Source organism: Streptomyces sp. YPW6 (assembly GCF_018866325.1).
In the GTDB taxonomy this organism is placed as follows: Bacteria; Actinomycetota; Actinomycetes; order Streptomycetales; family Streptomycetaceae; genus Streptomyces.
On record NZ_CP076457.1, the window covers coordinates 2,917,479 to 2,940,419 of the forward strand.

At 72.2% G+C, this 22,941-nt stretch carries 19 protein-coding genes and 1 pseudogene; 9 read left to right on the plus strand and 11 right to left on the minus strand.

What is annotated here, in order from left to right; all coding sequences use genetic code 11:
* Window positions 1-2 precede the first annotated feature (2 nt).
* The 9 genes and pseudogenes from KME66_RS12675 to KME66_RS12715 form a co-directional block, all read right to left on the minus strand.
* Window positions 3-1,730, minus strand: coding sequence for an NADH-quinone oxidoreductase subunit M (locus KME66_RS12675; RefSeq protein WP_216321920.1), 1,728 nt, complete (start codon window positions 1,728-1,730; stop codon window positions 3-5).
* Window positions 1,727-3,727, minus strand: a complete 2,001-nt coding sequence (locus KME66_RS12680) for an NADH-quinone oxidoreductase subunit L (RefSeq protein WP_216321921.1) — start codon at window positions 3,725-3,727, stop codon at window positions 1,727-1,729. The genes KME66_RS12675 and KME66_RS12680 overlap by 4 nt, the downstream gene beginning before the upstream one ends.
* Window positions 3,724-4,155, minus strand: a complete 432-nt coding sequence (gene nuoK / locus KME66_RS12685; RefSeq protein ID WP_253208314.1) for an NADH-quinone oxidoreductase subunit NuoK — start codon at window positions 4,153-4,155, stop codon at window positions 3,724-3,726. Before nuoK ends, KME66_RS12680 begins: the two co-directional genes overlap by 4 nt.
* Window positions 4,155-4,919, minus strand: a complete 765-nt coding sequence (locus KME66_RS12690) for an NADH-quinone oxidoreductase subunit J (protein WP_216329291.1) — start codon at window positions 4,917-4,919, stop codon at window positions 4,155-4,157. Before KME66_RS12690 ends, nuoK begins: the two co-directional genes overlap by 1 nt.
* On the minus strand, window positions 4,919-5,500 hold the full coding sequence (locus KME66_RS12695) for an NADH-quinone oxidoreductase subunit I (RefSeq protein ID WP_073220099.1): 582 nt from the start codon (window positions 5,498-5,500) through the stop codon (window positions 4,919-4,921). Before KME66_RS12695 ends, KME66_RS12690 begins: the two co-directional genes overlap by 1 nt.
* Complete coding sequence (locus KME66_RS12700) at window positions 5,500-6,468, minus strand: complex I subunit 1 family protein (RefSeq protein WP_216321922.1); 969 nt, start codon at window positions 6,466-6,468, stop codon at window positions 5,500-5,502. Before KME66_RS12700 ends, KME66_RS12695 begins: the two co-directional genes overlap by 1 nt.
* A pseudogene (locus KME66_RS12705) lies at window positions 6,465-8,391 on the minus strand (NADH-quinone oxidoreductase subunit C). Before KME66_RS12705 ends, KME66_RS12700 begins: the two are co-directional and overlap by 4 nt.
* Window positions 8,388-9,050, minus strand: a complete 663-nt coding sequence (locus tag KME66_RS12710) for an NADH-quinone oxidoreductase subunit B (RefSeq protein WP_073220091.1) — start codon at window positions 9,048-9,050, stop codon at window positions 8,388-8,390. Before KME66_RS12710 ends, KME66_RS12705 begins: the two are co-directional and overlap by 4 nt.
* On the minus strand, window positions 9,041-9,484 hold the full coding sequence (locus KME66_RS12715; RefSeq protein WP_253208583.1) for an NADH-quinone oxidoreductase subunit A: 444 nt from the start codon (window positions 9,482-9,484) through the stop codon (window positions 9,041-9,043). The genes KME66_RS12710 and KME66_RS12715 overlap by 10 nt, the downstream gene beginning before the upstream one ends.
* A 242-nt stretch (window positions 9,485-9,726) precedes the next feature.
* Here KME66_RS12715 and KME66_RS12720 point away from each other — a divergent pair, with 242 nt between their 5' ends.
* The 5 genes from KME66_RS12720 (at window position 9,727) to KME66_RS12740 (ending at window position 17,196) form a co-directional block, all read left to right on the plus strand.
* Complete coding sequence (locus KME66_RS12720) at window positions 9,727-10,908, plus strand: sensor histidine kinase (protein WP_216321923.1); 1,182 nt, start codon at window positions 9,727-9,729, stop codon at window positions 10,906-10,908.
* Between the two features lie 356 nt (window positions 10,909-11,264).
* Complete coding sequence (locus tag KME66_RS12725; RefSeq protein WP_216321924.1) at window positions 11,265-12,626, plus strand: sensor histidine kinase; 1,362 nt, start codon at window positions 11,265-11,267, stop codon at window positions 12,624-12,626.
* A gap of 505 nt (window positions 12,627-13,131) precedes the next feature.
* Window positions 13,132-13,791: a response regulator transcription factor gene (locus tag KME66_RS12730; RefSeq protein WP_073220465.1), complete on the plus strand. Its 660-nt coding sequence runs from the start codon at window positions 13,132-13,134 to the stop codon at window positions 13,789-13,791.
* Window positions 13,792-14,165: 374 nt separating this feature from the next.
* Window positions 14,166-16,130 carry a 2-oxoacid:acceptor oxidoreductase subunit alpha gene (locus KME66_RS12735; RefSeq protein ID WP_216321925.1) on the plus strand — a complete coding sequence of 655 codons (1,965 nt, stop codon included), beginning with the start codon at window positions 14,166-14,168 and terminating at the stop codon, window positions 16,128-16,130.
* Window positions 16,123-17,196 (plus strand): 2-oxoacid:ferredoxin oxidoreductase subunit beta, encoded by a 1,074-nt coding sequence (locus KME66_RS12740; protein ID WP_065485058.1) that lies wholly within the window; start codon window positions 16,123-16,125, stop codon window positions 17,194-17,196. The genes KME66_RS12735 and KME66_RS12740 overlap by 8 nt, the downstream gene beginning before the upstream one ends.
* Before the next feature lie 77 nt (window positions 17,197-17,273).
* On the opposite strand, the gene KME66_RS12745 is transcribed toward KME66_RS12740, so the two are convergent.
* Window positions 17,274-17,666, minus strand: a complete 393-nt coding sequence (locus KME66_RS12745) for a helix-turn-helix domain-containing protein (protein ID WP_253208584.1) — start codon at window positions 17,664-17,666, stop codon at window positions 17,274-17,276.
* A 201-nt stretch (window positions 17,667-17,867) separates the two neighbouring features.
* On the opposite strand from KME66_RS12745, the gene KME66_RS12750 reads away from it, so the two are divergent.
* The 4 genes from KME66_RS12750 (at window position 17,868) to KME66_RS12765 (ending at window position 22,415) form a co-directional block, all read left to right on the plus strand.
* The gene (locus KME66_RS12750; protein ID WP_216321927.1) at window positions 17,868-18,728 is read left to right on the plus strand and encodes an NmrA family NAD(P)-binding protein; all 861 of its coding nucleotides are present in this window, start codon (window positions 17,868-17,870) and stop codon (window positions 18,726-18,728) included.
* A gap of 246 nt (window positions 18,729-18,974) precedes the next feature.
* Window positions 18,975-19,991: an EamA family transporter RarD gene (rarD, locus tag KME66_RS12755; RefSeq protein WP_073220078.1), complete on the plus strand. Its 1,017-nt coding sequence runs from the start codon at window positions 18,975-18,977 to the stop codon at window positions 19,989-19,991.
* A gap of 95 nt (window positions 19,992-20,086) precedes the next feature.
* A complete protein-coding gene (locus KME66_RS12760) occupies window positions 20,087-21,817 on the plus strand; it encodes an FAD-dependent monooxygenase (protein ID WP_216329295.1) in 1,731 nt (576 codons plus the stop codon).
* 19 nt (window positions 21,818-21,836) lie between these two features.
* Window positions 21,837-22,415: a hypothetical protein gene (locus KME66_RS12765; RefSeq protein WP_216321930.1), complete on the plus strand. Its 579-nt coding sequence runs from the start codon at window positions 21,837-21,839 to the stop codon at window positions 22,413-22,415.
* 45 nt (window positions 22,416-22,460) lie between these two features.
* Here the strand turns inward: KME66_RS12765 and KME66_RS12770 are convergent, their stop codons facing one another.
* Window positions 22,461-22,850, minus strand: coding sequence for an SRPBCC domain-containing protein (locus KME66_RS12770; protein ID WP_216321933.1), 390 nt, complete (start codon window positions 22,848-22,850; stop codon window positions 22,461-22,463).
* Window positions 22,851-22,941 lie beyond the last annotated feature (91 nt).

Sequence of the window (22,941 nt, forward strand, 5' to 3'; positions counted from 1 at the left end):
GGTCACGACTTGCCTCCTGCGAGAAGCTGCTGCACGGCGGGGTCGGTGAGGCCGAGGAGGACGGCGGGCCAGAGGCCGGCGACGACGGTGAGCACGGCGAGCGGGGTCCAGGCGGCGGCTTCGTACGGGTGGATGTCGGCGAGTTGCGGAGTGGTGCCGGGTGCGGCCCGGAGGGTGGCGCCGGGTGCGGCCTGGGGGTCGGGGTCGGTGCCCGGTGCGCCCTGCGGGGAACCGGCGGTTCCGGTCGGCCGGGGGGCGTCCGCCGCGCGCGGGTCCCGCTCGTCGAGCGGCAGCCGTGAGGGGGGCGCGTGCTCCCCCATGCAGACACGGCGGACGATGATCAGCATGTACGCGGCGGTGAGCAGGGTGCCGAACGCCCCGATGGCCATGAAGGTGCGGAACGCGGGGCGGCTGAGTCCCTCGCCGGGGCTGTACGCGCCGAACAGGGTGAGCATCTCGCCCCAGAATCCGGCGAGTCCGGGCAGGCCGAGCGAGGCGACGGCGGCGAAGGCGAGCAGCGCGCCGAGGCGGGGCGCCCGGCCGTAGAGGGCGGCCCCGGTCGCTCCGGCGAGGGTGTCGAGGTCGGCGGTGCCGTAACGGTCCTTGACGGCGCCGACCAGGAAGAACAGCAGGCCCGTGATGAGGCCGTGGGCGATGTTGGCGAAGAGCGCGCCGTTGACCCCGGTGGGGGTCATGGTGGCGATGCCGAGCAGGACGAAGCCCATGTGGCCGACGGACGAGTACGCGATGAGCCGCTTGAGGTCGCCCTTGGCGCCGGTACGGGCCAGGGCCAGGCAGGCGAGGGATCCGTAGACGATGCCGACGACGGCGAACGCGGCGAGGTAGGGCGCGAACGTGCGCATGCCGTCCGGCGCGACGGGGAGCAGGATCCGGACGAAGCCGTACGTTCCCATCTTCAGCAGCACGCCGGCGAGGAGGACGGACCCGACCGTCGGGGCGGCGGTGTGGGCGTCGGGCAACCAGCTGTGCAGGGGCCACATCGGCGTCTTCACCGCGAGGCCGATGCCGATCGCGAGTACCGCGATGACCTGCACGGATGTGGTGAGGCCGCGGCCGTTGTCAGTGGCGAGTGCCACCATGTCGAAAGTGCCGCTCTTCAGCCCGATGAGGAGGAGGCCGAGCAGCATGACGACGGAGCCGAGCAGCGTGTAGAGGATGAACTTCCAGGCGGCCGCCTGCCGCTGGTCGCCGCCCCAGCGGGCGATGAGGAAGTACATCGGGATGAGGACCATCTCGAAGGCGAGGAAGAAGAGCAGCAGGTCGAGGACGGCGAAGGTGGCGAGGGTGCCGGACTCCAGGACGAGCACGAGGGCGACGAACGCCTTCGGTGAGGGGCCCGCGGGCAGCTTGAAGTAGCTGTACAGCGCGCAGAGGAAGGTCAGCAGCGCGGTCAGGACCAGAAGGGGGAGCGAGATGCCGTCGACGCCGAGGTGGATGCGGACGTCGAGCGCCGGGATCCAGCTGATGTCGGTGGTCGCCTGCATCGTGGCGGGGTGGTCGTGGTCGAAGCCGGTGGCCAGGACGATCGCGGCGAGGAGGACGGCGCCGGTGACGGTCACGCCGTGGCGGAGCACGGCCTGGTCGGGGTTCTTTCCCTTGAGCCCGGGAGGGGCGGGGAGCAGGGCCGCGAGGGCGCCGATGAGCGGGGCGACGACGATGAACGCCAGAAGGAACTGCATCACGGACGGGCTGATATCGATCACGGTCACGACCCCGCGTTGACGTTGGCGAAGACGACGGCGGCGATCGCCAGGGCGAGGGACCCGGCGAGCAGGGCGCTGACGTAGGTCTGCACGTTGCCGGTCTGGGCCCGGCGGACGGCGGTGCCGAGGAGGCGGGTGACGGCGCCCGTCCCGTTGACGTAGGTGTCGACGACCTCGCGGTCCAGGAAGCGGACGAGGCGGGCTGCGGCCTGAACGGGCCGGACGAACAGCGCCGTGTACAGGGCGTCGAGGTGGAAGCCGGTGACCGCGTGGCGGTGCAGCGGGCCCAGGAGGAGCCTGCCGGGGTCGGCCGGGTCGGGGGCGTCCGCGATGGTGCCGTAGACGGCGGTGTGGGACGTCATGGCCTCGGCCTCGACGAGAGCGGGTTCGGCGCCCGGGTGGGCGGCCACGGCCCCGAGGGGGGTGCGGGCCGCGAGGGCGGTGGTGTGCCGCCAGGCGCCGTAGGTGACGAGGCCGCCGACGAGCGTGACGCCGGTGGAGAGGACGGCGGTGGTGAGGGACGGCGTGAGGGCGTGCCCGTCGAACCAGTCGCCGAGCAGCCCGGCGCTGAGGCCGAAGCCGATGGTCGGGACGGCCAGGAGCCACAGGACGGAGGTCATGGCGAGGGGCTGCTTGCCGTGGTCGGGGACCTCGGCCCCGCGGCCGCGGAAGGCGAGCAGCCAGAGGCGCACGGCGTAGGAGGCGGTCAGGACGGCGGCGAGGAGCCCGGCGACCAGGATCGTCCAGCCCGCGGCGGCCGGGGCGACGGTCCGGTCTCCCAGGGCGGTGTGCTCGGCGGCGACGAGGACGGCTTCCTTGGAGAAGAAGCCGGCGAACGGCGGGATGGCGGCCAGCGCGAGGAGCGCGACGGTCATCGTCCAGTAGGCGTCCGGGACACGGCGGGCGAGGCCGCTCATCCGGGACATGGCGGCGAGGGAGTTGGTGCCCGCGGCGTGGATGACGACGCCCGCGGCAAGGAAGAGGACGGCTTTGAACGCACCGTGCGAGATGAGGTGGAAGACGGCCGCGCCCCGGTCGCCGACGGCGAGGGCGCCCGACATGTAGCCGAGCTGACCGATCGTCGAGTAGGCGAGGACACGTTTGATGTCGTCCTGGGCGAGGGCGGCGAGCCCCGACCCGATCACCGTGACGGCGGCCATCACGGCGAGGACCACGAGAGCCGCGCCGGAGGCCGCGAAGACGGGCAGCAGACGGGCCACGAAGTAGATGCCGGCGGCGACCATCGTCGCGGCGTGGATGAGCGCGGAGACGGGGGTGGGGCCGGCCATCGCGTCGGGCAGCCAGGTGTGCAGAGGGAACTGCGCCGACTTGCCCGCGACGCCTGCGAGGAGCAGCAGGGCGATGAGGGTGGGGTGATCCAGCCCGCCGTTGGCGACGGCGGCGAGGATCCTGGTGATCCGGAAGCTGCCGGTGTCGGCGGCGAGCGCGAAGAGGCCGATCAGGAAGGGGACATCGCCGAGCTTGGTGACCAGGAACGCCTTGAGGGAGGCGGCTCGGGCCTCGGGGGTCTCCCAGTAGTGGCCGACGAGGAAGTACGAGCAGATGCCCATGATCTCCCAGCCGACCAGCAGCACCATCAGGTCACCGGAGTAGACGACCAGGAGCATCGCGGAGGTGAAGAGGGAGACGAGGGCGGCGTAGGAGGGGTAGCGGGCGTCGCCGCGGAGGTAGGCCGTGGAGTAGAGCTGGACGCACGTGGCGACGACCGTGACGAGGACGGCGACCAGCACGGCGAAGCCGTCCAGGTGCAGCGCCAGGTCGATCGGGACCGAGCCGGTGGGCGTCAGCTGGGTCGCGGCGTCGATGGCCCGGCCGCCGCCATGGCGGACGGCGACGAGCACGGCGAGGACGGCCGCGGTGAGGGTCGGCAGGATCGCCAGCGGGCGGACGAAGCCGGGGGTGGTGCGGCCGACGGCGAGCCCGGCGAGGGCGCCGAGGAACGGCAGGAGGGGGACGAGGGCGGCGAGGGTCGTGGTGGTCACGTGGTGGCCTCTGCCTTCTTCGTCGTCCGTGGGGCCCCGCCCACGCCGCCGGCGGTCGTCCCTGCGGCGTGGGTCTGCGCGGTGCCGGCCTCTGCGGTGTCGGGGAGCGACGCGGCGTCGTCGGTCTCGGCGGTGTCGCGGAGCCGGTCGATGTCGGAGGTGCCCCGATTGCGGTGGACGGCCAGGACGATCGCGAGACCGATGCCGATCTCGGCGGCGGCGATGGCGATGGTGAAGAGCGTGAGGGCCTGGCCGGAGTGGAGGGTGTCGCGGAGCCAGACGTCGAAGGCGACGAGGTTGAGGTTGACGGCGTTGAGCATCAGCTCCACGGACATCAGGACGAGGATCGCGTTACGGCGGGCGAGGACGCCGTAGAGGCCGACGCAGAAGAGGAGGGCGGCGAGGACGGCGGGATAGGCGAGGTGCATCAGCGCTGCTCCTCCTTGCCGGAATTTCCGGGATGGCCGGGTGTGCCGGGGCGGCCCGTTGTGCTCGTGCCCGTAGTCGCTGTCGTGCCCGTGCCCGTGCCCGTAGTCGTCTTCGAAGTCGTGCCCGAGTCCGTGGCCGTGCTCTTCTCTGTGTCCGTGCTCGTGTCCGTGTCCGTACTCGTGTCCGCACTCGTGTCCGTGTCGCGTTTGCGGGACAGGACGATCGCGCCGACGAGGGCCGCGAGGAGAAGGACGGAGAGCGCCTCGAAGGGCAGGACCCAGTTCCGGAAGAGGAAGGCTCCGGTGACGTCGGTCGAGCCCTGGGCCGGCCCGTCGAGGTCGATCCAGGTGGTTCGGAAGGCGTCCACGACGACCCAGACGAGGGCGGCGGCGGAGGCGAGTGCCACCCCGAGGGCCGCCCACCGGTTGCCCGAGTCGGCGTCCGGGGAGCGGCCGATGGGGGCCCGGGTGAGCATCAGGCCGAAGAGGAGGAGGACGACGATGGAACCGACGTAGATCAGTACCTGGACCCAGGCGATGAACTCGGCGGTGAGCAGGAGGTACTCGACGGCCAGGCCGCCGAGCGCGACGACGAGCCAGAGCGCGGCGTGCACCAGTTGCCTCGTCGTCACGGTGATGACGGCGGCGCCGAGGGTGACGAGGCCCACGAGGAGGAACGCGATCTCGACGCCGGACGGGGAGAGGAAGCCGGGGTGGTCGCCCGCGGCGGCAGCGATCAGTGGCGGCGGGGCGGTGTGCACCATCACGGGGTTCCGCCCTCCTCGCCCTGCTGTTGCCGGTGTTCCTGCTGCTCCTGTGCGCGTTGGGCCGCGAGCTTGTCCGCGGCCTTGCGGGCGGCGGCGACCTCCTTCGGCTCCTCGGCTCCGGCATCGAGGGCGGGCGGCTCCGGCACGGTCCACATCCACGCGCGGAGCTTGTCGCGCTCGTGGGTGAGTTCGTGGATGTCCGTCTCCGCGTACTCGAACTCGGGTGACCAGAACAGTGCGTCGAAGGGGCACACCTCGATGCAGATACCGCAGTACATGCAGAGGGAGAAGTCGATGGCGAAACGGTCGAGGACGTTCCGGCTGCGCTCCCGGCCGCCTGGGGCGGCCGGCGGGGACGTCTCCTTGTGGGAGTCGATGTAGATGCACCAGTCGGGGCACTCACGGGCGCAGAGCATGCAGACCGTGCAGTTCTCCTCGAACAGCCCGATGACGCCCCGGGAGCGGGGCGGGAGTTCGGGCTGGGTGTCCGGGTACTGCGCGGTGACGGTCTTCCTGGTCATCGTGCGCAGGGTCACGGCGAGACCTTTGGCCAGGCCGGATCCGGGGATCGGGGACATCAGTTGATCGCCACCTTCACGATGCCGGTGAGCGCGATCTGCGCCAGGGCGAGCGGGACGAGGGTGGTCCAGGCGAGCTTCTGCAACTGGTCCTCCCGCAGCCGCGGGTAGCTCACGCGCAGCCAGATGACGACGAACGCGAGGAGGGCGGTCTTGAGGAGGGTCCAGAGCCAGCCGAGGCCGTCGGCGCCGAACGGGCCGTGCCAGCCGCCGAGGAAGAGGACGGTGGTCAGGGCGCACAGGATGACGATGCCCGCGTACTCGGCGAGGAGGAACAGGGCGAAGCGCAGGCCGGTGTACTCGGTGTACGCGCCGAAGATGATCTCGGAGTCGGCCACCGGCATGTCGAACGGGGGTCGCTGGAGTTCGGCGAGACCGGCCACGAAGAAGACCAGGGCGCCGACGATCTGCCAGGGCAGCCACCACCACGCGAAGGCGTCGAGGATGCCGGTGAGCGAGACCGTACCGGCCGCCATGGCCACGGAGGCGGCGGCCAGGAGCATCGGCAGCTCGTAGGAGAGGAGTTGCGCGGCGGTACGGAGACCGCCGAGCAGGGAGAACTTGTTGGCGGACGCCCAGCCGGCCATGAGTGAGCCGAGGACGCCGATGCCCATGACGGCGAGCACGAAGAAGATCCCCGCGTCGACGACCTGGCCGACCGCGCCGTCGCCGGGGCCGACGGGGATGACGGCGAGGACGAGGAGGTACGGGAGGAGGGCGACGGCGGGGGCGAGCTGGAAGACGCGGCGGTCGGCGGCGGCCGGGACCACGTCCTCCTTCTGCGCGAACTTCACGCCGTCCGCGACGAGCTGGGCCCAGCCGTGGAAGCCGCCTGCGTACATGGGACCCAGGCGGCCCTGCATATGGGCCATGACCTTGTGTTCCGTCTGGCCCACGAGGAGGGGGGCGACCAGGAACGCGACGAAGACGACGGCCAGACGGAGGGCGACGTCGGACACGTCGTTCACTCGGGATCGCCTCCGGCGGGGTGGTCTGGAGCAGGGCTGTCAGGGGCGGAGCTGTCTGGGGCTGGGCTGTCTGGGGCGGGAGGGTGCTTGTCGGGGGTGGGCTTGTCGTTGGGGTCCGGGGTGTCGCCGGGATCCGCGGTGTTGCCTGGGCTCGGGGCGTCGCCGGGGTCCTGGGTGTCGCTGGGATCTGGGGCGTCGCTGGGATCCGGGGTACCGCCGAGACCCGGGGTGTCGTCAGGGTCCAGGGTGCCGCCGGGGCCCGGGGCGCCACTGGGACCCTGGGTGTCGCTGGGATCTGGGGCGTCGCCGGGGTCCGGGGTGTTGCCGGGGTCCGGGGCGCCACTGGGACCCTGGGTGCCGCTGGAGTCCGGAGTGCCGCCGGGACCCGGGGTGTCGCCAAGGTCCGGGGCGCCGCCAGGGCCCGGGGCGCCGCTGGAATCCGCGGTGCCGCCGGGTGTGGGGCCGCTGCGGGGGGCTTCTCCCCTGCCCGTCCCGTCCCGTCCCGGGGGCTCTTCCCCCGCGCCCCCGCTCCTCGATCGCCGGAGGGGCTGGGAAGGCGCGTCCGGAGCACCGGCTTCCGGGCCCTCGGGTTCGTCGAAAGCCGGCTGCGCGTCGTGCCAAGGGGCATCCGTACTACGCACCCGGGGCGGACGCGACGGCGGGCCCTCGGGCGCGTCCGACGCTGAGCGCTGGCCGGCCGAGCCGTCCGAGGCGGAGCGGGAACGGCGCGGGCCGGCCGTCGACGGCGCGGGCGGCTCGCCCTGTCCGGGACGCCGGCCGTCCGAGCCGTCCGAGGCCGAGCGGGAACGACGAGCGGGCCGGGCAGGGGTGGTCCCCGGCCCGTCCGGCTCCGGGCGCTGACCGGCCGACCCCTCCGACGCCGAGCGGGAACGACGAGCCGTCGCGGGCGGGGTCGTGGCAGGGCCGTCGGCGGGCGGCTGCTGGCTCGCCGAACCTTGCGACGCCGACCGGGAACGGCGCGGGCGGGCCGCCGCCCGAGTCGTCGACGCACCGGGGGCCGCTGGTGGCTCCGGCGTCCCGGGGGCCTCAGGCGACACGGACCCTTCCGGCGTCGCGGGGGCGTCCGAAGTCGGGGGGGCGGGTGCCAGCGCGCTCGGGGGCGCAGGCGTCTCCGGGCCGGTCCCCGGGGGAGCCTGCGGGCCGGTCGGTGCCGGGGTGCCGCGTCGGGGCCGGGAGTCGTGGCGCGTTGGGCCGCCGAGCCCTCGCCCGCCGTGCGGGTGCGGCGGGCGGACGGTCGGCCGCGGGGCGGGCGGCCCGGGCCGGACGCGCGGCGGCCGGGGGGAGCTGGCCCTTCAGGGGGCCCCACTCGTTCGGGTCGGGGACCCCGGGCGGGAGCATCGCGCGTCGCTTGGGACCGTTGTGGCCCTCCGCCGGCTCCCCCGGCTCCTTGGCCCCGGGCCAGGCCTTCGCGACGCGCGCGGCCAGGACGAAGTCCTTGCGCAGCGGATGGCCTTCGAAGCCTTCCGGCAGGAGGAGCGGTACGAGATGGGGGTGGCCGTCGAAGGCGACGCCGAACATCTCGTGCGTCTCACGCTCGTGCCATGCCGCGCCCGCGTACACGTCGACGGCGCTGGGCAGCACCGCCGCGTCGTGCGGCACGGTCGTACGGACCATCAACCGCCGTACCGTGCCCGTACCCAGAGCCGCGACGTGGGCACAGACGCGGAAGCCGACGCCCGGTTCGTCCACGGCGCTGAGCCAGTCGAAGTAGGTGCACCCGAGTTCGTCGCGTGCGGTCCGCAGCGCGCTCAGCCAGTCGGCGGCGGGGACGTCGACGGTCAGCAGGTCGTACGCCGACTCCGCCGTGGCCTCGTCACCGAACACGTCGGCGACCGCGTCCGGCAGCCGGTCAAAGGCCCCGGCAGCGGCAGCGGACTCCACGTGATGGTCGCGATCGCTCATCGGCGCCCCTCCTCGTCGGGTCGGGAAGCCGCTGCCGGCGGGGAAACCAGGCCGCTGCGCAGAGCCTCGGTGGACGGGCCGCCGCCCGTGCCCGCGGAGGCGTACCGCTCGGCGAGGGATTCGCGCGCGATCTTCTCCTGGAGCTTGAGGATGCCCTGGAGCAACGCCTCGGGCCTGGGCGGGCAGCCGGGTACGTACACGTCGACGGGGATGATCTGGTCGACGCCCTTGGTCACGGAGTACGAGTCCCAGTAGGGGCCGCCGCAGTTGGAGCAGGCGCCGAAGGAGATGACGTACTTCGGTTCGGGCATCTGCTCGTACAGCCGCTTCACGGCCGGGGCCATCTTGTCCGTGACCGTGCCGGACACGATCATGAGGTCGGCCTGGCGGGGTCCGGGGGCGAAGGGGATCACACCGAGCCGGATGAAGTCGTGGCGTGCCATCGACGCGGCGATGAACTCGATCGCGCAGCAGGCGAGTCCGAAGTTGAAGACCCAGAGGCTGTAGCGGCGGCCCCAGTTGAGGACGACCTTCATCGGCTCCGGTGCGAGCCGCGAGAGCACGCCGAGGCGCTTGGGCTCGGGAAGGAGAACCGGGTCGGCGGGGGGCGGGGACGCGGGCTGCTGCGACGCGGGGTTCGGCCGGCTCGTCAGGCCCATGCGAGGACGCCCTTCTTCCATGCGTAGAGCAGTCCCACGGCCAGGAAGCCGAGGAAGATGAACATTTCGACGAGGGTCGTCGCACCGTAACCGGGCGCCGCGAACACCGTGGCCCACGGGAACAGGAAGATGGAGTCGACCGCGAAGATCACGTACAGGAACGCGTAGACGTAGTAGCGCACCTGGGTGTGCGCCCAGCCCTCGCCGACCGGGTCGACGCCGCATTCGTAGGTGAGCAGCTTCTCCGGGGTCGGCACGATGGGGCGCAGCAGCCGCCCGGCCCCGAAGGCCACGGCGACGAACAGGACGCCGACCAGGGCGAGCAGACCGATGACCGAATAGCTCTGGAAGTACTCGGAGGCGAGAGAGGTGGCTCCGTCCGCCGGAACGCCGGACACCCCGGTCACGCCCGCCGCGTCCGGCACGCCGGTCATGCCCGCCGTGTCTGCCACGCCGGTCACTTCCGTAACGTCGGCCACGTCCGCCCCTCGATCCCTCGTCGTCCGCGTCTGTCACGCGTGCCCGTGTGTACACACGGGTTCCGTACGCACGGGAGTCTAGGGCCTGCTAAACGGAGCGTAAGCAGCCGCGTCGGACATCAGGTGGGGTTATCCCTACTTCACCCCCACCCACGAGCCCCATGGTGTGCGTGGGTGGGGCCCGGCAGGCTGGGGGTATGACCATGAGCCCCTCCCTGCCGGACCTCGACCGGCTGCCGCCCGCCCGTTTCGCCCTCGACCGGTGGACCTGGCGGGAGGTCGCGTATCTGCTCGCCAACCTGCCGTTGGCGGTCGTCGGGTTCGTCTACACGGTTGTGGTGATCGGTGTGGGCGCGGGACTGTCCGTCACGGTGATCGGTCTGCCCCTGCTGGTCGCCGGGCTCCAGGGTGCTCGGCTGCTGGGCGGGCTGGAGCGGCGGCGGGCGCGGCGGATGCTGGGCGTGCGGGTGGAGGAGCCGAGTCCGCTGGGGCGTGGCCACCGGGACCAGGGCTTCTTCGTCCGGCTGTGGGCGGGGCTGAAGGACCCGGTGGGCTGGCGGGCGTTGTTGTACGGATTCATACGGCTGCCCTGGGGTGTGCTGACCTTCGCGGTGACGCTGGTGAGCCTGTTCGTGCTGTGGCCGGTGCTGCCGTTCATCGCGCGGGGGCTGACGACGGTGGACCGGGTGATGGTGCGCGGGCTGCTGTCTCCGTCGGACGAGTTGGAGCGGCGTATCGCCGAGCTGGAGTCGGACCGGGGCGTGGTCGTCGACACCGCCGCCGCCGACCTGCGCCGCATCGAACGCGACCTCCACGACGGCGCCCAGGCCCGCCTCGTCGCCCTCGCCATGGGGCTCGGCCTGGCGAAGGAGAAGCTCACCGACGACCCCGAGGCCGCAGCCCGCATGGTCGACGAAGCACACGGCGAGATCAAGGTGGCCCTTCAGGAGCTGCGCGACCTGGCCCGCGGCATCCACCCCGCCGTCCTCACCGACCGAGGCCTGGACGCCGCGCTCTCCGCCATCGCCTCGCGCTGCACGGTCCCGGTCAAGGTGTCGGTGGGGCTGCGGGGTCGTCCGGCCGAGGCCATCGAGGGGATCGCGTATTTCACCGTCTCGGAGCTGCTCCAGAACATCAGCAAGCACAGCGGTGCGCGGGCGGCCTCGGTCGACGTGTGGCGCTCGGGGGACCGGCTGCTGCTCCAGGTCACGGACGACGGCGGCGGCGGAGCCCGGTTGGACGGCGGCTCGGGGCTGGCGGGGCTCGCCGAGCGGCTCGACGCCGTCGACGGGGTGTTCGTCGTGGACTCGCCGGAGGGCGGGCCGACGACCGTCACCGCCGAGCTGCCCTGGCGCGACCGGACCACTACGGCCGCGTGACCGGCACGGCAACCGGACCGGCACGGCCGCACGACCGCACGACCGCACGACCGCACAAGCACGCCACCGCACCACCGCACCACCGGTTCGGCCTCCCGGACGACAGGGGGGGCGATCGGCCACCCGAACAGCCACACCCATGGACCGATCGCCCGCCGAACGGCCGGAGGTAGGGAAAACCCCCGGCCGGATACGGAGAGGAGCCTCATGGTGCGGCAGTCCTCCGGCCAGCACCCTGGAGGAGAACGGAAAGAGGGCGGCCCGCGGTGACAGCGCCGCCTCCCGCGCCACGGCGGCGCGCATCCCACGTACAGCCCACTGAGAGACTGAGAACAGAGACGGAACGGACGGGACTCATGGCCACGGCATACGGACCGGACACGCGGGACCGGGAGCACGAGGGTTCCGCCCCCGGCTTCGGGGTGAAGACCCGGACGAGGCATTTGCTCCCCGCGCCGCTGCGTGCGCCGCTGGAGGCCCGTGCCTGGAGCGAGCTCCTCTACGCCCTGCTGAGCTTCCCGCTCAGCACGGTGATGTTCGTGTTCGCGGTGACCATGACGTCGTTGAGCGCGGGCCTGATGGTCACCTTCATCGGGATACCGGTCCTCGCGGTCGGGCTCGCCGCGTGCCGGGGTTTCGGGACCCTGGAGCGGCACCGGGCTCGGGCGCTGCTGCGGGTGGACGTGGCGGATCCGGAGCGGGTGCGGGGGAAGACGGGCGGCCCGATGTCCTGGATGGGGGCGGTCCTCAAGAGCGGGGCGTCCTGGCGGCACCTGCTGTACGCGCTGCTGCACTTCCCGTGGGCGACGTTCACGTTCGTCGTCGCGATCTCGTTCTGGACGTACGGCCTGGCGGCACTGACGTACCCGCTGTGGTTCTGGCTCTTCCCGATGTTCGCCGGGCAGGACGGCATCCAGGTGTACGGGGACCGCACCCACGAGGAGTACCTGAACTCACCCGTCGAGCTGGCGGTGACCGGGGCGGTGGGCCTGCTGCTGGTGATGGCGGCACCCTGGGTCGTGCGGGGGCTGCTGACGGTGGACCGGCTGATGGTCACCGGTCTGCTGGGGCCGTCCCGGCTGGCCACCCGGGTCTCGGAGCTGGAGTCGGACCGGGGCGTGGTCGTCGACACCGCCGCCGCCGACCTGCGCCGCATCGAACGCGACCTGCACGACGGCGCCCAGGCCCGCCTCGTCGCCCTCGCGATGGATCTCGGCCTGGCGAAGGAGAAGCTCACCGACGACCCCGAGGCCGCCGCCCGCATGGTCGACGAAGCGCACGGAGAGGTGAAGGTGGCCCTCCAGGAGCTGCGCGACCTGGCCCGCGGCATCCACCCCGCCGTCCTCACCGACCGAGGCCTGGACGCCGCGCTCTCCGCGATAGCCTCCCGCTGCGCCGTGCCCGTGACCGTCGAGGTGGACCTGGACTCACGTCCGGCGCAGGCGATCGAGGGGATCGCGTATTTCACCGTCTCGGAGCTGCTCCAGAACATCAGCAAGCACGCCCGCGCGACCCGGGCGACGGTCGACGTGTGGCGGGCGGGCGACCGGCTGATGCTCCAGGTCACGGACAACGGCCGGGGCGGGGCGTCGTCGGCCTCGGGCGGCGGACTGGCCGGGCTGGCGGAGCGGCTGGACGCCGTGGACGGAGTCCTGGTGGTCGACTCCCCGACCGGCGGCCCGACGACAGTCACAGCCGAGCTGCCCTGGCGGGGCTGACCAGGCGGGCCGGCATGGCACGGCCGACGCGCGCGGAGCCGACGCGGATCGCTCTCGTCCCCCGGCATCGCTCTGCCCACCACCCTCGTCCCTGCCGTCGCCCTCGCCCTCCTCGCCCGCCTCGCCCTGCCCTGCCCATCGCCCTCGCACCCGCCCACGTCCCTGCCGTTGCCCTCATCCCGGCCTTCGCCGGCTCCCTGCCGGGGCTGCCCCCGCCTCCCCCACTGAGGTCGGCCCCACTTCCGTTGCTCGCCTGCCCCGCTCCCCATGCCCCTGCCGCTCCCTTTGCCCTGCCCTCTCCCCTGGCTTGACCTCCCCCTCCCTCTCTCCCTCCTCGGTCCGCGTGGGTTATCCACAGGTCCCCCATCCGAGACCGGGTCCTGGGATGCTGGGGCGGTCGGGGCGCGGCGCGCGGTGGGTCGGGCGTGGGGCGTGCGGGGTCGCGGGGAACGCGGCATATTCGAAAAGTGGGGGACTCGCAGTCGTGGAGAACGTGGAGAACAGGGTGCGCGTGGTCATCGCCGAGGATTCGGTCCTGCTTCGGGAGGGCCTCACCCGGCTGCTCACCGATCTCGGGCACGACGTGGTCGCGGGGGTCGGGGACGCGGAGGCGCTGCTCAAGACCGTGGCCGAGCTCGACGCCGAGCAAACGCTTCCGGATGTGGTGGTCGCCGACGTGCGGATGCCGCCGACGCACACCGACGAGGGCGTACGCGCGGCGGTGCGGCTGCGGAAGGACTATCCGGGCATCGGAGTGCTGGTCCTCTCGCAGTACGTGGAGGAGCAGTACGCCACCGAGCTGCTGGCGGGCAGCAGCCGGGGAGTGGGGTATCTGCTGAAGGACCGGGTGGCCGAGGTCCGCGAGTTCGTGGACGCGGTCGTCCGGGTGGCGCAGGGCGGGACGGCGCTCGACCCGGAAGTGGTGGCGCAGCTGCTGGGCCGCAGCCGCAAGCAGGACGTGCTGGCGGGGCTGACTCCGCGCGAGCGGGAGGTCCTCGGTCTGATGGCCGAGGGCCGGACGAACTCCGCCATCGCGCGGCAGCTCGTGGTGAGTGACGGGGCGGTCGAGAAGCACGTCAGCAACATCTTTCTGAAGCTGGGGCTCTCCCCCAGCGAGGGCGACCACCGGCGCGTGCTCGCCGTGCTGACCTATCTGAATTCCTAGCTATCTGACACTCTGTCAGATGTCGAGTGTCCCCGGAGAAGCACTCGAGAACGGACCCAGGAAACGCACCCGAAGAAGCGCGGTGGCGCCTCGGGAAGCCCCGGGGCGCCACCCGGTCCGGGGTGTCCGGCGGGCGCCTGACGGGCACCTCTGACCACGGAGGACCTAGGGCGAATGGCCCAGGGAGGCAGGCGGCGACATCCCACGATCGGAGGTCGGCATAACGTGACAAGCCTTACTAAAAGGGTGTCTCAAAACAGCGTCCACCATATGATCGGTCCCCGGAGGGCGACCTACGCGGACGTAGGGTGGCCTCCGGGATCCGCCGGCCGCCGGACGGTTCCGAACCGCCGCCCCAAGGGAGGTCCAGTTCAGTGACGAGCCAGGTCAGTAGCGCGGCAGAGAAGGCCGATGAGGCCAACGACGCCGTCGTCGGGGGCCAGCGAGCCCCCCTGTCAGGTACGACGGGAACCACGGGTGGCGGCGGGAAGGAAGTCCGCCGCCTGGACCGGGTGATCATCCGTTTCGCGGGCGACTCGGGTGACGGTATGCAGCTCACGGGCGACCGGTTCACCTCGGAGACCGCTTCCTTCGGCAACGATCTCTCCACCCTGCCGAACTTCCCCGCGGAGATCCGCGCCCCCGCCGGCACACTGCCGGGGGTCTCTTCCTTTCAGCTCCACTTTGCCGATCATGACATTCTGACCCCGGGCGACGCCCCGAACGTCCTGGTCGCGATGAATCCCGCCGCGTTGAAGGCGAACATCGACGACGTGCCGCGTGGCGCGGAAATCATTGTGAACACCGACGAGTTCACGAAGCGGCCGATGGCGAAGGTGGGGTATGCGAGCAGTCCGCTGGAGGACGGTTCGCTGGATGCCTACAACGTCCATCCGGTGCCGCTGACGACGTTGACCCTGGAGGCACTGAAGGAGTTCGGGCTCCCCCGCAAGGAGGCCGAGCGGTCGAAGAACATGTTCGCGCTCGGGCTGCTGTCGTGGATGTACCACCGGCCGACCGAGGGGACGGAGGCGTTCCTGCGGGCGAAGTTCGCGAAGAAACCGCAGATCGCCGAGGCGAATGTGGCGGCCTTCCGGGCCGGGTGGAATTTCGGCGAGACGACCGAGGACTTCGCGGTCTCCTACGAGGTCGAGCCGGCGTCGCAGGCCTTCCCGACCGGTACCTACCGCAACATCTCCGGGAACCTCGCTCTGTCCTACGGCCTGATCGCCGCCGGGCAGCTGGCGGATCTGCCGCTCTATCTGGGGTCGTATCCGATCACCCCGGCCTCGGACATCCTGCACGAGCTGTCCCGGCACAAGAACTTCGGTGTGCGGACGTTCCAGGCGGAGGACGAGATCGCCGGGATCGGGGCGGCGCTCGGAGCCGCGTTCGGCGGGGCGCTGGGCGTCACGACGACCTCCGGCCCCGGCGTGGCGCTGAAGTCGGAGACGATCGGGCTCGCGGTGTCTCTGGAGCTGCCGCTGCTGATCATCGACATCCAGCGCGGCGGTCCGTCGACCGGGCTGCCGACCAAGACCGAGCAGGCCGACCTGCTCCAGGCGATGTACGGCAGGAACGGAGAGGCTCCGGTTCCGGTCGTGGCCCCGCGGACCCCGGCGGACTGCTTCGACGCCGCGATCGACGCGGCCCGGATCGCCCTGACGTACCGGACCCCGGTCTTCCTGCTCTCCGACGGCTATCTGGCCAACGGCTCCGAGCCCTGGCGCATCCCGGAGACGGACTCGCTGCCCGACCTCAAGACGCCGTTCGCCACCGGACCGAACCACACCCTGGCGGACGGCACCGAGGTCTTCTGGCCCTACAAGCGCGATCCCCGGACCCTGGCCCGCCCCTGGGCGGTTCCCGGGACGGCCGGCCTGGAGCACCGCATCGGCGGGATCGAGAAGCAGGACGGTACCGGCAACATCTCCTACGACCCCGCGAACCACGACTTCATGGTCCGCACGCGCCAGGCCAAGGTCGACGGCATCGAGGTTCCCGACGTGGAGGTCGACGACCCGGCCGGGGCGGCGACGCTGGTGCTCGGCTGGGGGTCGACGTACGGTCCGATCACTGCCGCCGTACGGCGCCTGCGCGCCGCGGGGGCGCCCATCGCCCAGGCCCACCTCCGCCATCTGAACCCCTTCCCGAAGAATCTCGGCGAGGTGCTGAAGCGCTACGACAAGGTCGTCGTGCCGGAGATGAACCTCGGCCAGCTCGCGATGCTGCTGCGGGCGAAGTACCTGGTCGACGCCCACAGCTACAACCAGGTCAACGGAATGCCGTTCAAGGCCGAGCAGCTCGCCACGGCTCTCAAGGAGGCCATCGATGCCTGACACCGACGAACTGCGGCACAACGAACTGCTGCAGCTGGTGCCGAAGGCCGAGGCGAAGCAGTCCATGAAGGACTTCAAGTCGGACCAGGAAGTGCGCTGGTGCCCCGGCTGCGGCGACTACGCGGTCCTCGCCGCGGTCCAGGGCTTCATGCCCGAGCTGGGCCTCGCGAAGGAGAACATCGCCTTCGTCTCCGGCATCGGCTGCTCCTCCCGCTTCCCGTACTACATGAACACCTACGGGATGCACTCCATCCACGGCCGGGCCCCGTCCATCGCCACCGGGCTGGCCACCTCCCGCCGTGACCTGTCGGTGTGGGTGGTCACCGGTGACGGCGACGCGCTCTCCATCGGCGGCAACCACCTCATCCACGCCCTGCGCCGCAACGTCAACCTCAAGATCCTGCTGTTCAACAACCGGATCTACGGCCTCACCAAAGGCCAGTACAGCCCCACCTCCGAGCTGGGCAAGATCACCAAGTCGACGCCGATGGGGTCGCTCGACGCCCCCTTCAACCCGGTGTCACTGGCCATCGGCGCGGAAGCGACGTTCGTGGCGCGCACGGTCGACTCCGACCGCAAGCACCTCACCAGCGTGCTGCGCGCGGCCGCCGAGCACTCGGGCACGGCACTGGTGGAGATCTACCAGAACTGCAACATCTTCAACGACGGCGCCTTCGAGGTCCTGAAGGACAAGGAGCAGGCTGCCGAGGCCGTCATCCGCCTCGAACACGGACAGCCGATCCTCTTCGGTTCCCAGGAGCCCAAGGGCGTCGTCCGCGATCCGGCCACCGGCGACCTCCGGGTCGTGGCCGTCACGGAGGAGAACCGCTCGCAGATCCTCGTCCACGACGCCCACGCGGAATCGCCCACGACGGCGTTCGCCCTGTCCCGGCTCGCCGACGCGGACACCCTGCACCACACCCCGATCGGGGTGCTGCGCAGTGTGGAACGGCCCGTCTACGACACCCTGATGTCGGACCAGCTGGACGCCGCCGTCGAGCGCGACGGCAAGGGCGACCTCGCCTCGCTCCTCACGGGCAACGACACCTGGACGGTCATCGGCTGAGCCGGAGCCGGCACCGTACGCACACCGGCACCGGCCCACCGGCCCAGCACCCGAGCCCGGCCCCGATCCGCGAAGGATCAGGGCCGGGCCTCGTCGTATGCCCCACGGGCCGCCTGCACCGCGTCCACCTGGCGTTCCGTCCAGCGGGCGAGAGCGGACACCCGCTCGGCGGCCTCGCTCCCGAGCGGGGTGAGCGAGTAGTCCACCCGCGGCGGGATCACCGGCTTCGCGTCCCGGTGGACGAAACCGTCACGCTCCAGCGTCTGAAGGGTCTGGGCCAGCATCTTCTCGCTGACGCCACCGACCTCGCGGCGCAGTTCGCTGAAGCGGTACGAGCGCTCCAGCAGCGCCGTCAGAACGAGCACGCCCCAGCGGCTCGTCACATGCTCCAGGATCAGCCGGGACGGGCACAGGGGCTGCTTGCCGCCGCCGGGCCCCGTCACCGCGCCGACCGCGCGCGTCCCGGGCACCTCGCCCGCCCCATCCACCCGACTCACCTCATCCACCCGACTCACCTCATGCGCCGGACTCGCCTCACGTGCTGCACGCACCTTACTTACCATCACGCCAGTACCTTACTTCAAAGTGGGTACTTTCTCTTGGTTAGCGCTTCCCCTAGGGTGGTGAACGAAGCACAGAGACGCACCATCTGATCGAAATCGGAGCCCCCCATGAGCATCGTTGTCACCGGAGCCACTGGCGCACTCGGCCGCCTCGTCGTCGACGCCCTGCTGACCACGGTCCCGGCCGGCGAGGTCGTCGCGGTCGTGCGCGACAAGAAGAAGGCCGCCGACCTGGCCGCCCGGGGCGTGGAGCTGCGCATCGCGGACTACAGCGCCCCCGAGACCCTCGCCGGAGCCTTCCGGCCCGGCGACCGGGTGCTGCTGATCTCCGGGAGCGAGGTGGGCCGACGGGTGGCGCAGCACGCCGCCGTGATCGACGCGGCCAAGGCCGCCGACGTCGCCCAGCTCGCGTACACCGGCATCCTCGGCGGACCCGACGCGGACTTCACGCTGGCCGACGAGCACAAGGTAACCGAGCAGCTGATCCTCGACTCCGGGCTGCCGTACACCTTCCTGCGCAACGGCTGGTACACGGAGAACTACACCGCCAACCTGGCCCCGGTCCTGGAGCACCACGCGGTCGTCGCCAACGCGGGCGAGGGGCGCATCGCCTCCGCCACCCGGGCCGACTACGCCGCCGCGGCGGCCGCCGTGCTGACCGGCGACGGGCACCTGAACACCGCCTACGAGCTGAGCGGCGACACCGCCTGGTCCCTCGCCGAGTACGCCGCGGTGATCTCCGGACTGACCGGCGAGACCATCACGTACAACAACGTCCCCACCGCCACCCACCAGGAGATCCTGGTCGGCGCGGGGCTGCCGGAGGGCTTCGCGGCGATCCTCGTCGACGTGGACGAGGCGATCGAGCGCGGCAGGCTCGCGGGGACGAGCGGCGACCTCGCGCGGCTCATCGGCCGCCCGACGACGCCTCTCGCCGAGACCGTGCGCGCCGCCCTGCCCGCCGCCTGAGCCACGACGCGCTCCCTCGCGGCGCCGCGCAGCGTCACGGCCTCGCGGCCCGGCCCACCCGCGGCCTCGCGCCCGGACCGCCTCACGGCCTGACCACCTCACAGCCTGAGGGACCCACGGCCTCGCCCCGGCAGCACTGTCATGAGTGTTTCCGTGAAACGGCTATGACACGGAGCCCTTCCGGCGCTACCTTCAAGCCGTCGGCCGGATACGGTCGGCGCGCGCGGGCGGGCCGGGAGGGCACACGTGGAGGGCAAGAACGAGCAGCGGGCGGGTCTGCTGTACGGCATCGGGGCGTACGGGATGTGGGGCCTGGTCCCGCTGTTCTGGCCGCTGCTCGAACCGTCCGGGGCGATCGAGATCCTCGCCCACAGGATGGTCTGGTCGCTGGGCGTCGTCGCCGTCGCGCTCCTGGCCGTACGCCGCTGGGCCTGGATCGGCGAGCTGGTCCGCGACCGGCGCAGGCTGGGCCTGGTGTCGGTGGCGGCGGCGACGATCTCCGTCAACTGGGGCCTGTACATCTGGGCCGTGAACAACGGGCGCGTCGTCGAGGCGTCGCTCGGCTACTTCATCAATCCGCTGGTCACCATCGCCCTGGGCGTCCTGCTGCTGGGCGAACGGCTGCGGCCCGCCCAGTGGGTCGCGGTGGCCACCAGCGTGGCCGCCGTCCTCGTCCTCGCGATCGGGTACGGCAAGCCGCCCTGGGTCTCACTGGTGCTGGCGTTCTCCTTCGCCACGTACGGCCTGGTGAAGAAGAAGGTGAACATGGGCGGCCTGGAGTCCCTGGCCGCCGAGACAGCCGTGCTCTTCGTACCCGCGCTCGGCTTCCTGTTCTGGCTGGCCGCCACCGGCGCGTCGACGTTCACGGCCGGGGGCGCGGGGCACGGGCTGCTGCTCGCCGCGACGGGCATCGTCACCGCGCTCCCGCTGATCTGCTTCGGCGCGGCGGCGATCCGGGTGCCGCTGTCCACGCTGGGGCTCCTCCAGTACCTGGCCCCGGTCTTCCAGTTCGGTCTCGGCGTCCTCTACTTCCACGAGGCGATGCCGCCCGAGCGGTGGGCCGGGTTCGCCCTCGTCTGGCTCGCCCTGTCGCTGCTGACCTGGGACGCGCTGCACACCGCGCGGCGCAACCGGGCCCTGGCGGCACAGCTGCTCGCGACGGCGGCCGCCGCCCCGGCGACCGCGGCCCCGGACCCCGCACCGGCCGCGCGGGATCGCACGCCGACCGCGACCCCGGACCCCGCACAACAAAATATTACCTAGTTGCTTTTCTTACCTGGTTACGCTTCCCTGGTCGACAGGCGACCGAAGCGTGACCGAAGGAAGGCATGGGTGTGGGCATGGGCACGGGTTTGGGCATGGGCGAGGAGCTCGCCGACGTACTCATCGTGGGAGCGGGACCCACCGGGCTGGTGCTGGCCTGCGATCTGGCCCGGCGCGGGACCGCCGTACGGATCGTGGACCGGTCCCCCGCGCCGCCGCGCACCTCGCGCGCCAAGGGTCCCAACGGCCGGTCCCTGGAGATCCTGGACGATCTCGGGGTGGCCGGGGAGGTGCTCGCCGCCGGTTCGGCCCCGCTGCCGATGCTGAAGTACCGCGGCCGCCTGCCGGTCGAGGAGACCGATCCATGGGCGGACTCCGCGCCGTCCCCGGACGTCCCCTACGACCGGGGGCGGCTGATCGCCCAGTGGCGGCTGGAGGAGATCCTGCGCGACCGGCTGGCCGGGTACGGCGTCCGGGTCGAGCTGGGCCGCGAGGTCGTGGGCCTGGCGCAGGCAGCCGACGGGGGGCTCGTCGACGTGACGTTCGCGGAGGGCCGGGGGGAACGCTCCCGGTATGTCGTCGGGTGCGACGGCGCCCACAGCTCCGTACGGAAGCTGCTCGGGATCGGGTTCGCGGGGGCCACCGCCGAGGACCAGGTGATGGTCTGCGGCGATGTCGACCTGGCCGAGGACACCCTGGACCGCACCCGCTGGCACCAGTGGTTCGACGAGGACGGCGCGGTCATGCTCTGCCCGATCCCCGGTACGCGGACGGGCTGGTGGTTCCAGGCGGGGCCGGAGCGGGACGGGCGGGGCCGGCCGCTCGCACCCACCGCCGACGGTTTCCGGCGGCTGCTCGCCCGCCACACCGCACTGCCCGGCCGGGCCCTGACGCGGGCGGAGCTGCTGTCGACGTACCGGGTCAACGTGCGCATGGCGGACCGTTTCCGCGCCGGGCGGGTCTTCCTCGCGGGCGACGCGGCACACGTCCACGCCGTCGCGGGCGGCCTCGGCATGAACACCGGCATCCAGGACGCGTTCAACCTCGGCTGGAAGCTGGGTCTGGTGCTCGCCGGCCATGCGGGCGCGGAGCTGCTGGACACGTACGAGGAGGAGCGGCTTCCGGTGGCCGCCCGGACCCTGGACCTCACCTCGGAGCGGCTGCGGGCCACACTGGAGGCCATCCGCCGGCCCGGCGGCGGCCTGGACGCGGCGATCACCCCGGACACGACCGGCCTGGGCGTCGGCTACCGCTGGAGCTCCCTGTCCCCGGGCCGCACCGACACCTCGCAGCGGCCGGGGGACGGCTCGGCGAACGTCCGGCAGCCCACGCACGACTCGGCCGACACCTCTCGGCCCGGAGGCCGGGCGCAGGGTGGTGCAAGGCCCGCACCGCAGCCCGGGGACCGGGCCCCCGACGCCCCGTGCCTGGACGCCGCCACCGGGGCCCGCACCCGCCTCCACCGCGTCTTCGCCGGCCCCCGCACCACCGTTCTCGGCTTCGGACCGGGCAGCACGGCGGTCCTGCGCGAGGTGGCGGCCGCGTACGGCGGCACCGGGGTACGGACCTGCCGCGTGTACGCGTCGCACGAGAGCGGTGCGGCGTCCGGTCCAGGGGCGGCGGTCGTCGACGACGGGGGTCACGCGGCCGCCGCGTACGGAACAGGGCCCTCGGGCGATACGGGCACGGGCACCGTCCTCGTCGTCCGCCCCGACCACCACCTGGGCCTGTCAGCCCCGGCGGACGACGCCCGCTCCGTCCACGCGTATCTGCGCCGGCTCCACGGACCGGAACGGTTCTCCGTCATCGGTGGACGCCGCCCGTAAAGGCTGATTGAGTGCGCGGATGGGGACTGTCCTGGGGGCCATGAGGAACGTGCGGTGGCACGAGCTGCAGCATGCGTACGGGTCCGCGTCCCAGGTCCCCGGGGTGCTGTCGCGGATCGCCTGGGGCGACGCGCCGTCCTCGGGCGAGGCGCTGACCGACCTGGAGCGGTGGATCGGCACCCCGCCCGTGTTCGACTCGACAGCGGCGACGGTGCCGTTCCTCTGGGAGCTGGCGGCGACGGACACGGTCCGGGACCGGGCGGGCGTCCTGGACCTGCTCGCCACGATCCTGGCCGCCGGCAACCCCCAACACCCGGCGTGGACCCGCGCCGCGCACCAGGCGGTCGCGGAGGGGCGCGGCACGGCCGTCCGGCTGGCCGCCGCCGTACCGGAGGCACGGGAGGCGGACCGACCGGGCGGCCCGCCCGACACACCCGAGCCCGGGGGCCTCTCCCCGGCACACCCGGCGCAGGCCGCCACGGGCCTCTCCCCGGCACACCCGGCGCAGGCCCTCGGCGCGGCGGCGACGCGTCTGCTGACCGCGATCGACGGGCACACGTGCCCCGCCTGCCCCGCCCCTCCCCCGGCCCCGGCGTAGCCGGAAGGGTCATCGGGCCGGCTCGGCGCGCAGCCGGAAGGGGCATCAGGTCAGCTCGGCCTCGATCCGGTCCATCACGCCCTTCCAGTGCGTACGGCGCTCCTCGCGCTCCTCGGCGCTCGCGAGGCGCTCCTGGTGGAAGCGCAGCACGGTCCGGTCCTCGGAACTGCCGGGCGCCACGGCCAGCTGGACGATGGAGGTTCCGTGCGTGAGGCGGACCCGTTCGCCGGGGCGGTAGCTGCGGATCTCGCCCTCGACGCCGCGCGCCGTACGGTACGGAGCGCCCCTCTCGGTGGGCAGCGGGCCGTCGAGGCCGAGCCAGAGCGCGGCGCCCTCCGGGCCGGCGACGAAGTCCCAGACGGCGGGCAGCGGTCGGCGGATGGTCCGGGAGACGCCGATCTCCCAGCCTGCGCCCTGTGTGAGTCCGGTCGGCATGGCGGATACCCCTTCGTCTGTCGGTACGTCGGTACGCCCGTCCCCAAGAGTCGGTCGATGCGGGTCGGTCGATACGGGTCAGTCGATACGG

What these genes read in the sequence shown, in the direction of transcription:
- nuoK (WP_253208314.1), bottom strand. Translation starts at nt 4,155, where the DNA reads ATGCACCTCGCCTATCCCGCCGTCCTCGCCGCCCTCCTCTTCTGCGTC.
- KME66_RS12690 (WP_216329291.1), bottom strand. Translation starts at nt 4,919, where the DNA reads ATGGTGCACACCGCCCCGCCGCCACTGATCGCTGCCGCCGCGGGCGAC.
- KME66_RS12695 (WP_073220099.1), bottom strand. Translation starts at nt 5,500, where the DNA reads ATGTCCCCGATCCCCGGATCCGGCCTGGCCAAAGGTCTCGCCGTGACC.
- KME66_RS12710 (WP_073220091.1), bottom strand. Translation starts at nt 9,050, where the DNA reads ATGGGCCTGACGAGCCGGCCGAACCCCGCGTCGCAGCAGCCCGCGTCC.
- KME66_RS12715 (WP_253208583.1), bottom strand. Translation starts at nt 9,484, where the DNA reads ATGACCGGCGTGCCGGACGCGGCGGGCGTGACCGGGGTGTCCGGCGTT.
- KME66_RS12720 (WP_216321923.1), top strand. Translation starts at nt 9,727, where the DNA reads ATGACCATGAGCCCCTCCCTGCCGGACCTCGACCGGCTGCCGCCCGCC.
- KME66_RS12725 (WP_216321924.1), top strand. Translation starts at nt 11,265, where the DNA reads ATGGCCACGGCATACGGACCGGACACGCGGGACCGGGAGCACGAGGGT.
- KME66_RS12740 (WP_065485058.1), top strand. Translation starts at nt 16,123, where the DNA reads ATGCCTGACACCGACGAACTGCGGCACAACGAACTGCTGCAGCTGGTG.
- KME66_RS12750 (WP_216321927.1), top strand. Translation starts at nt 17,868, where the DNA reads ATGAGCATCGTTGTCACCGGAGCCACTGGCGCACTCGGCCGCCTCGTC.
- KME66_RS12760 (WP_216329295.1), top strand. Translation starts at nt 20,087, where the DNA reads ATGGGCGAGGAGCTCGCCGACGTACTCATCGTGGGAGCGGGACCCACC.
- KME66_RS12765 (WP_216321930.1), top strand. Translation starts at nt 21,837, where the DNA reads ATGGGGACTGTCCTGGGGGCCATGAGGAACGTGCGGTGGCACGAGCTG.
- KME66_RS12770 (WP_216321933.1), bottom strand. Translation starts at nt 22,850, where the DNA reads ATGCCGACCGGACTCACACAGGGCGCAGGCTGGGAGATCGGCGTCTCC.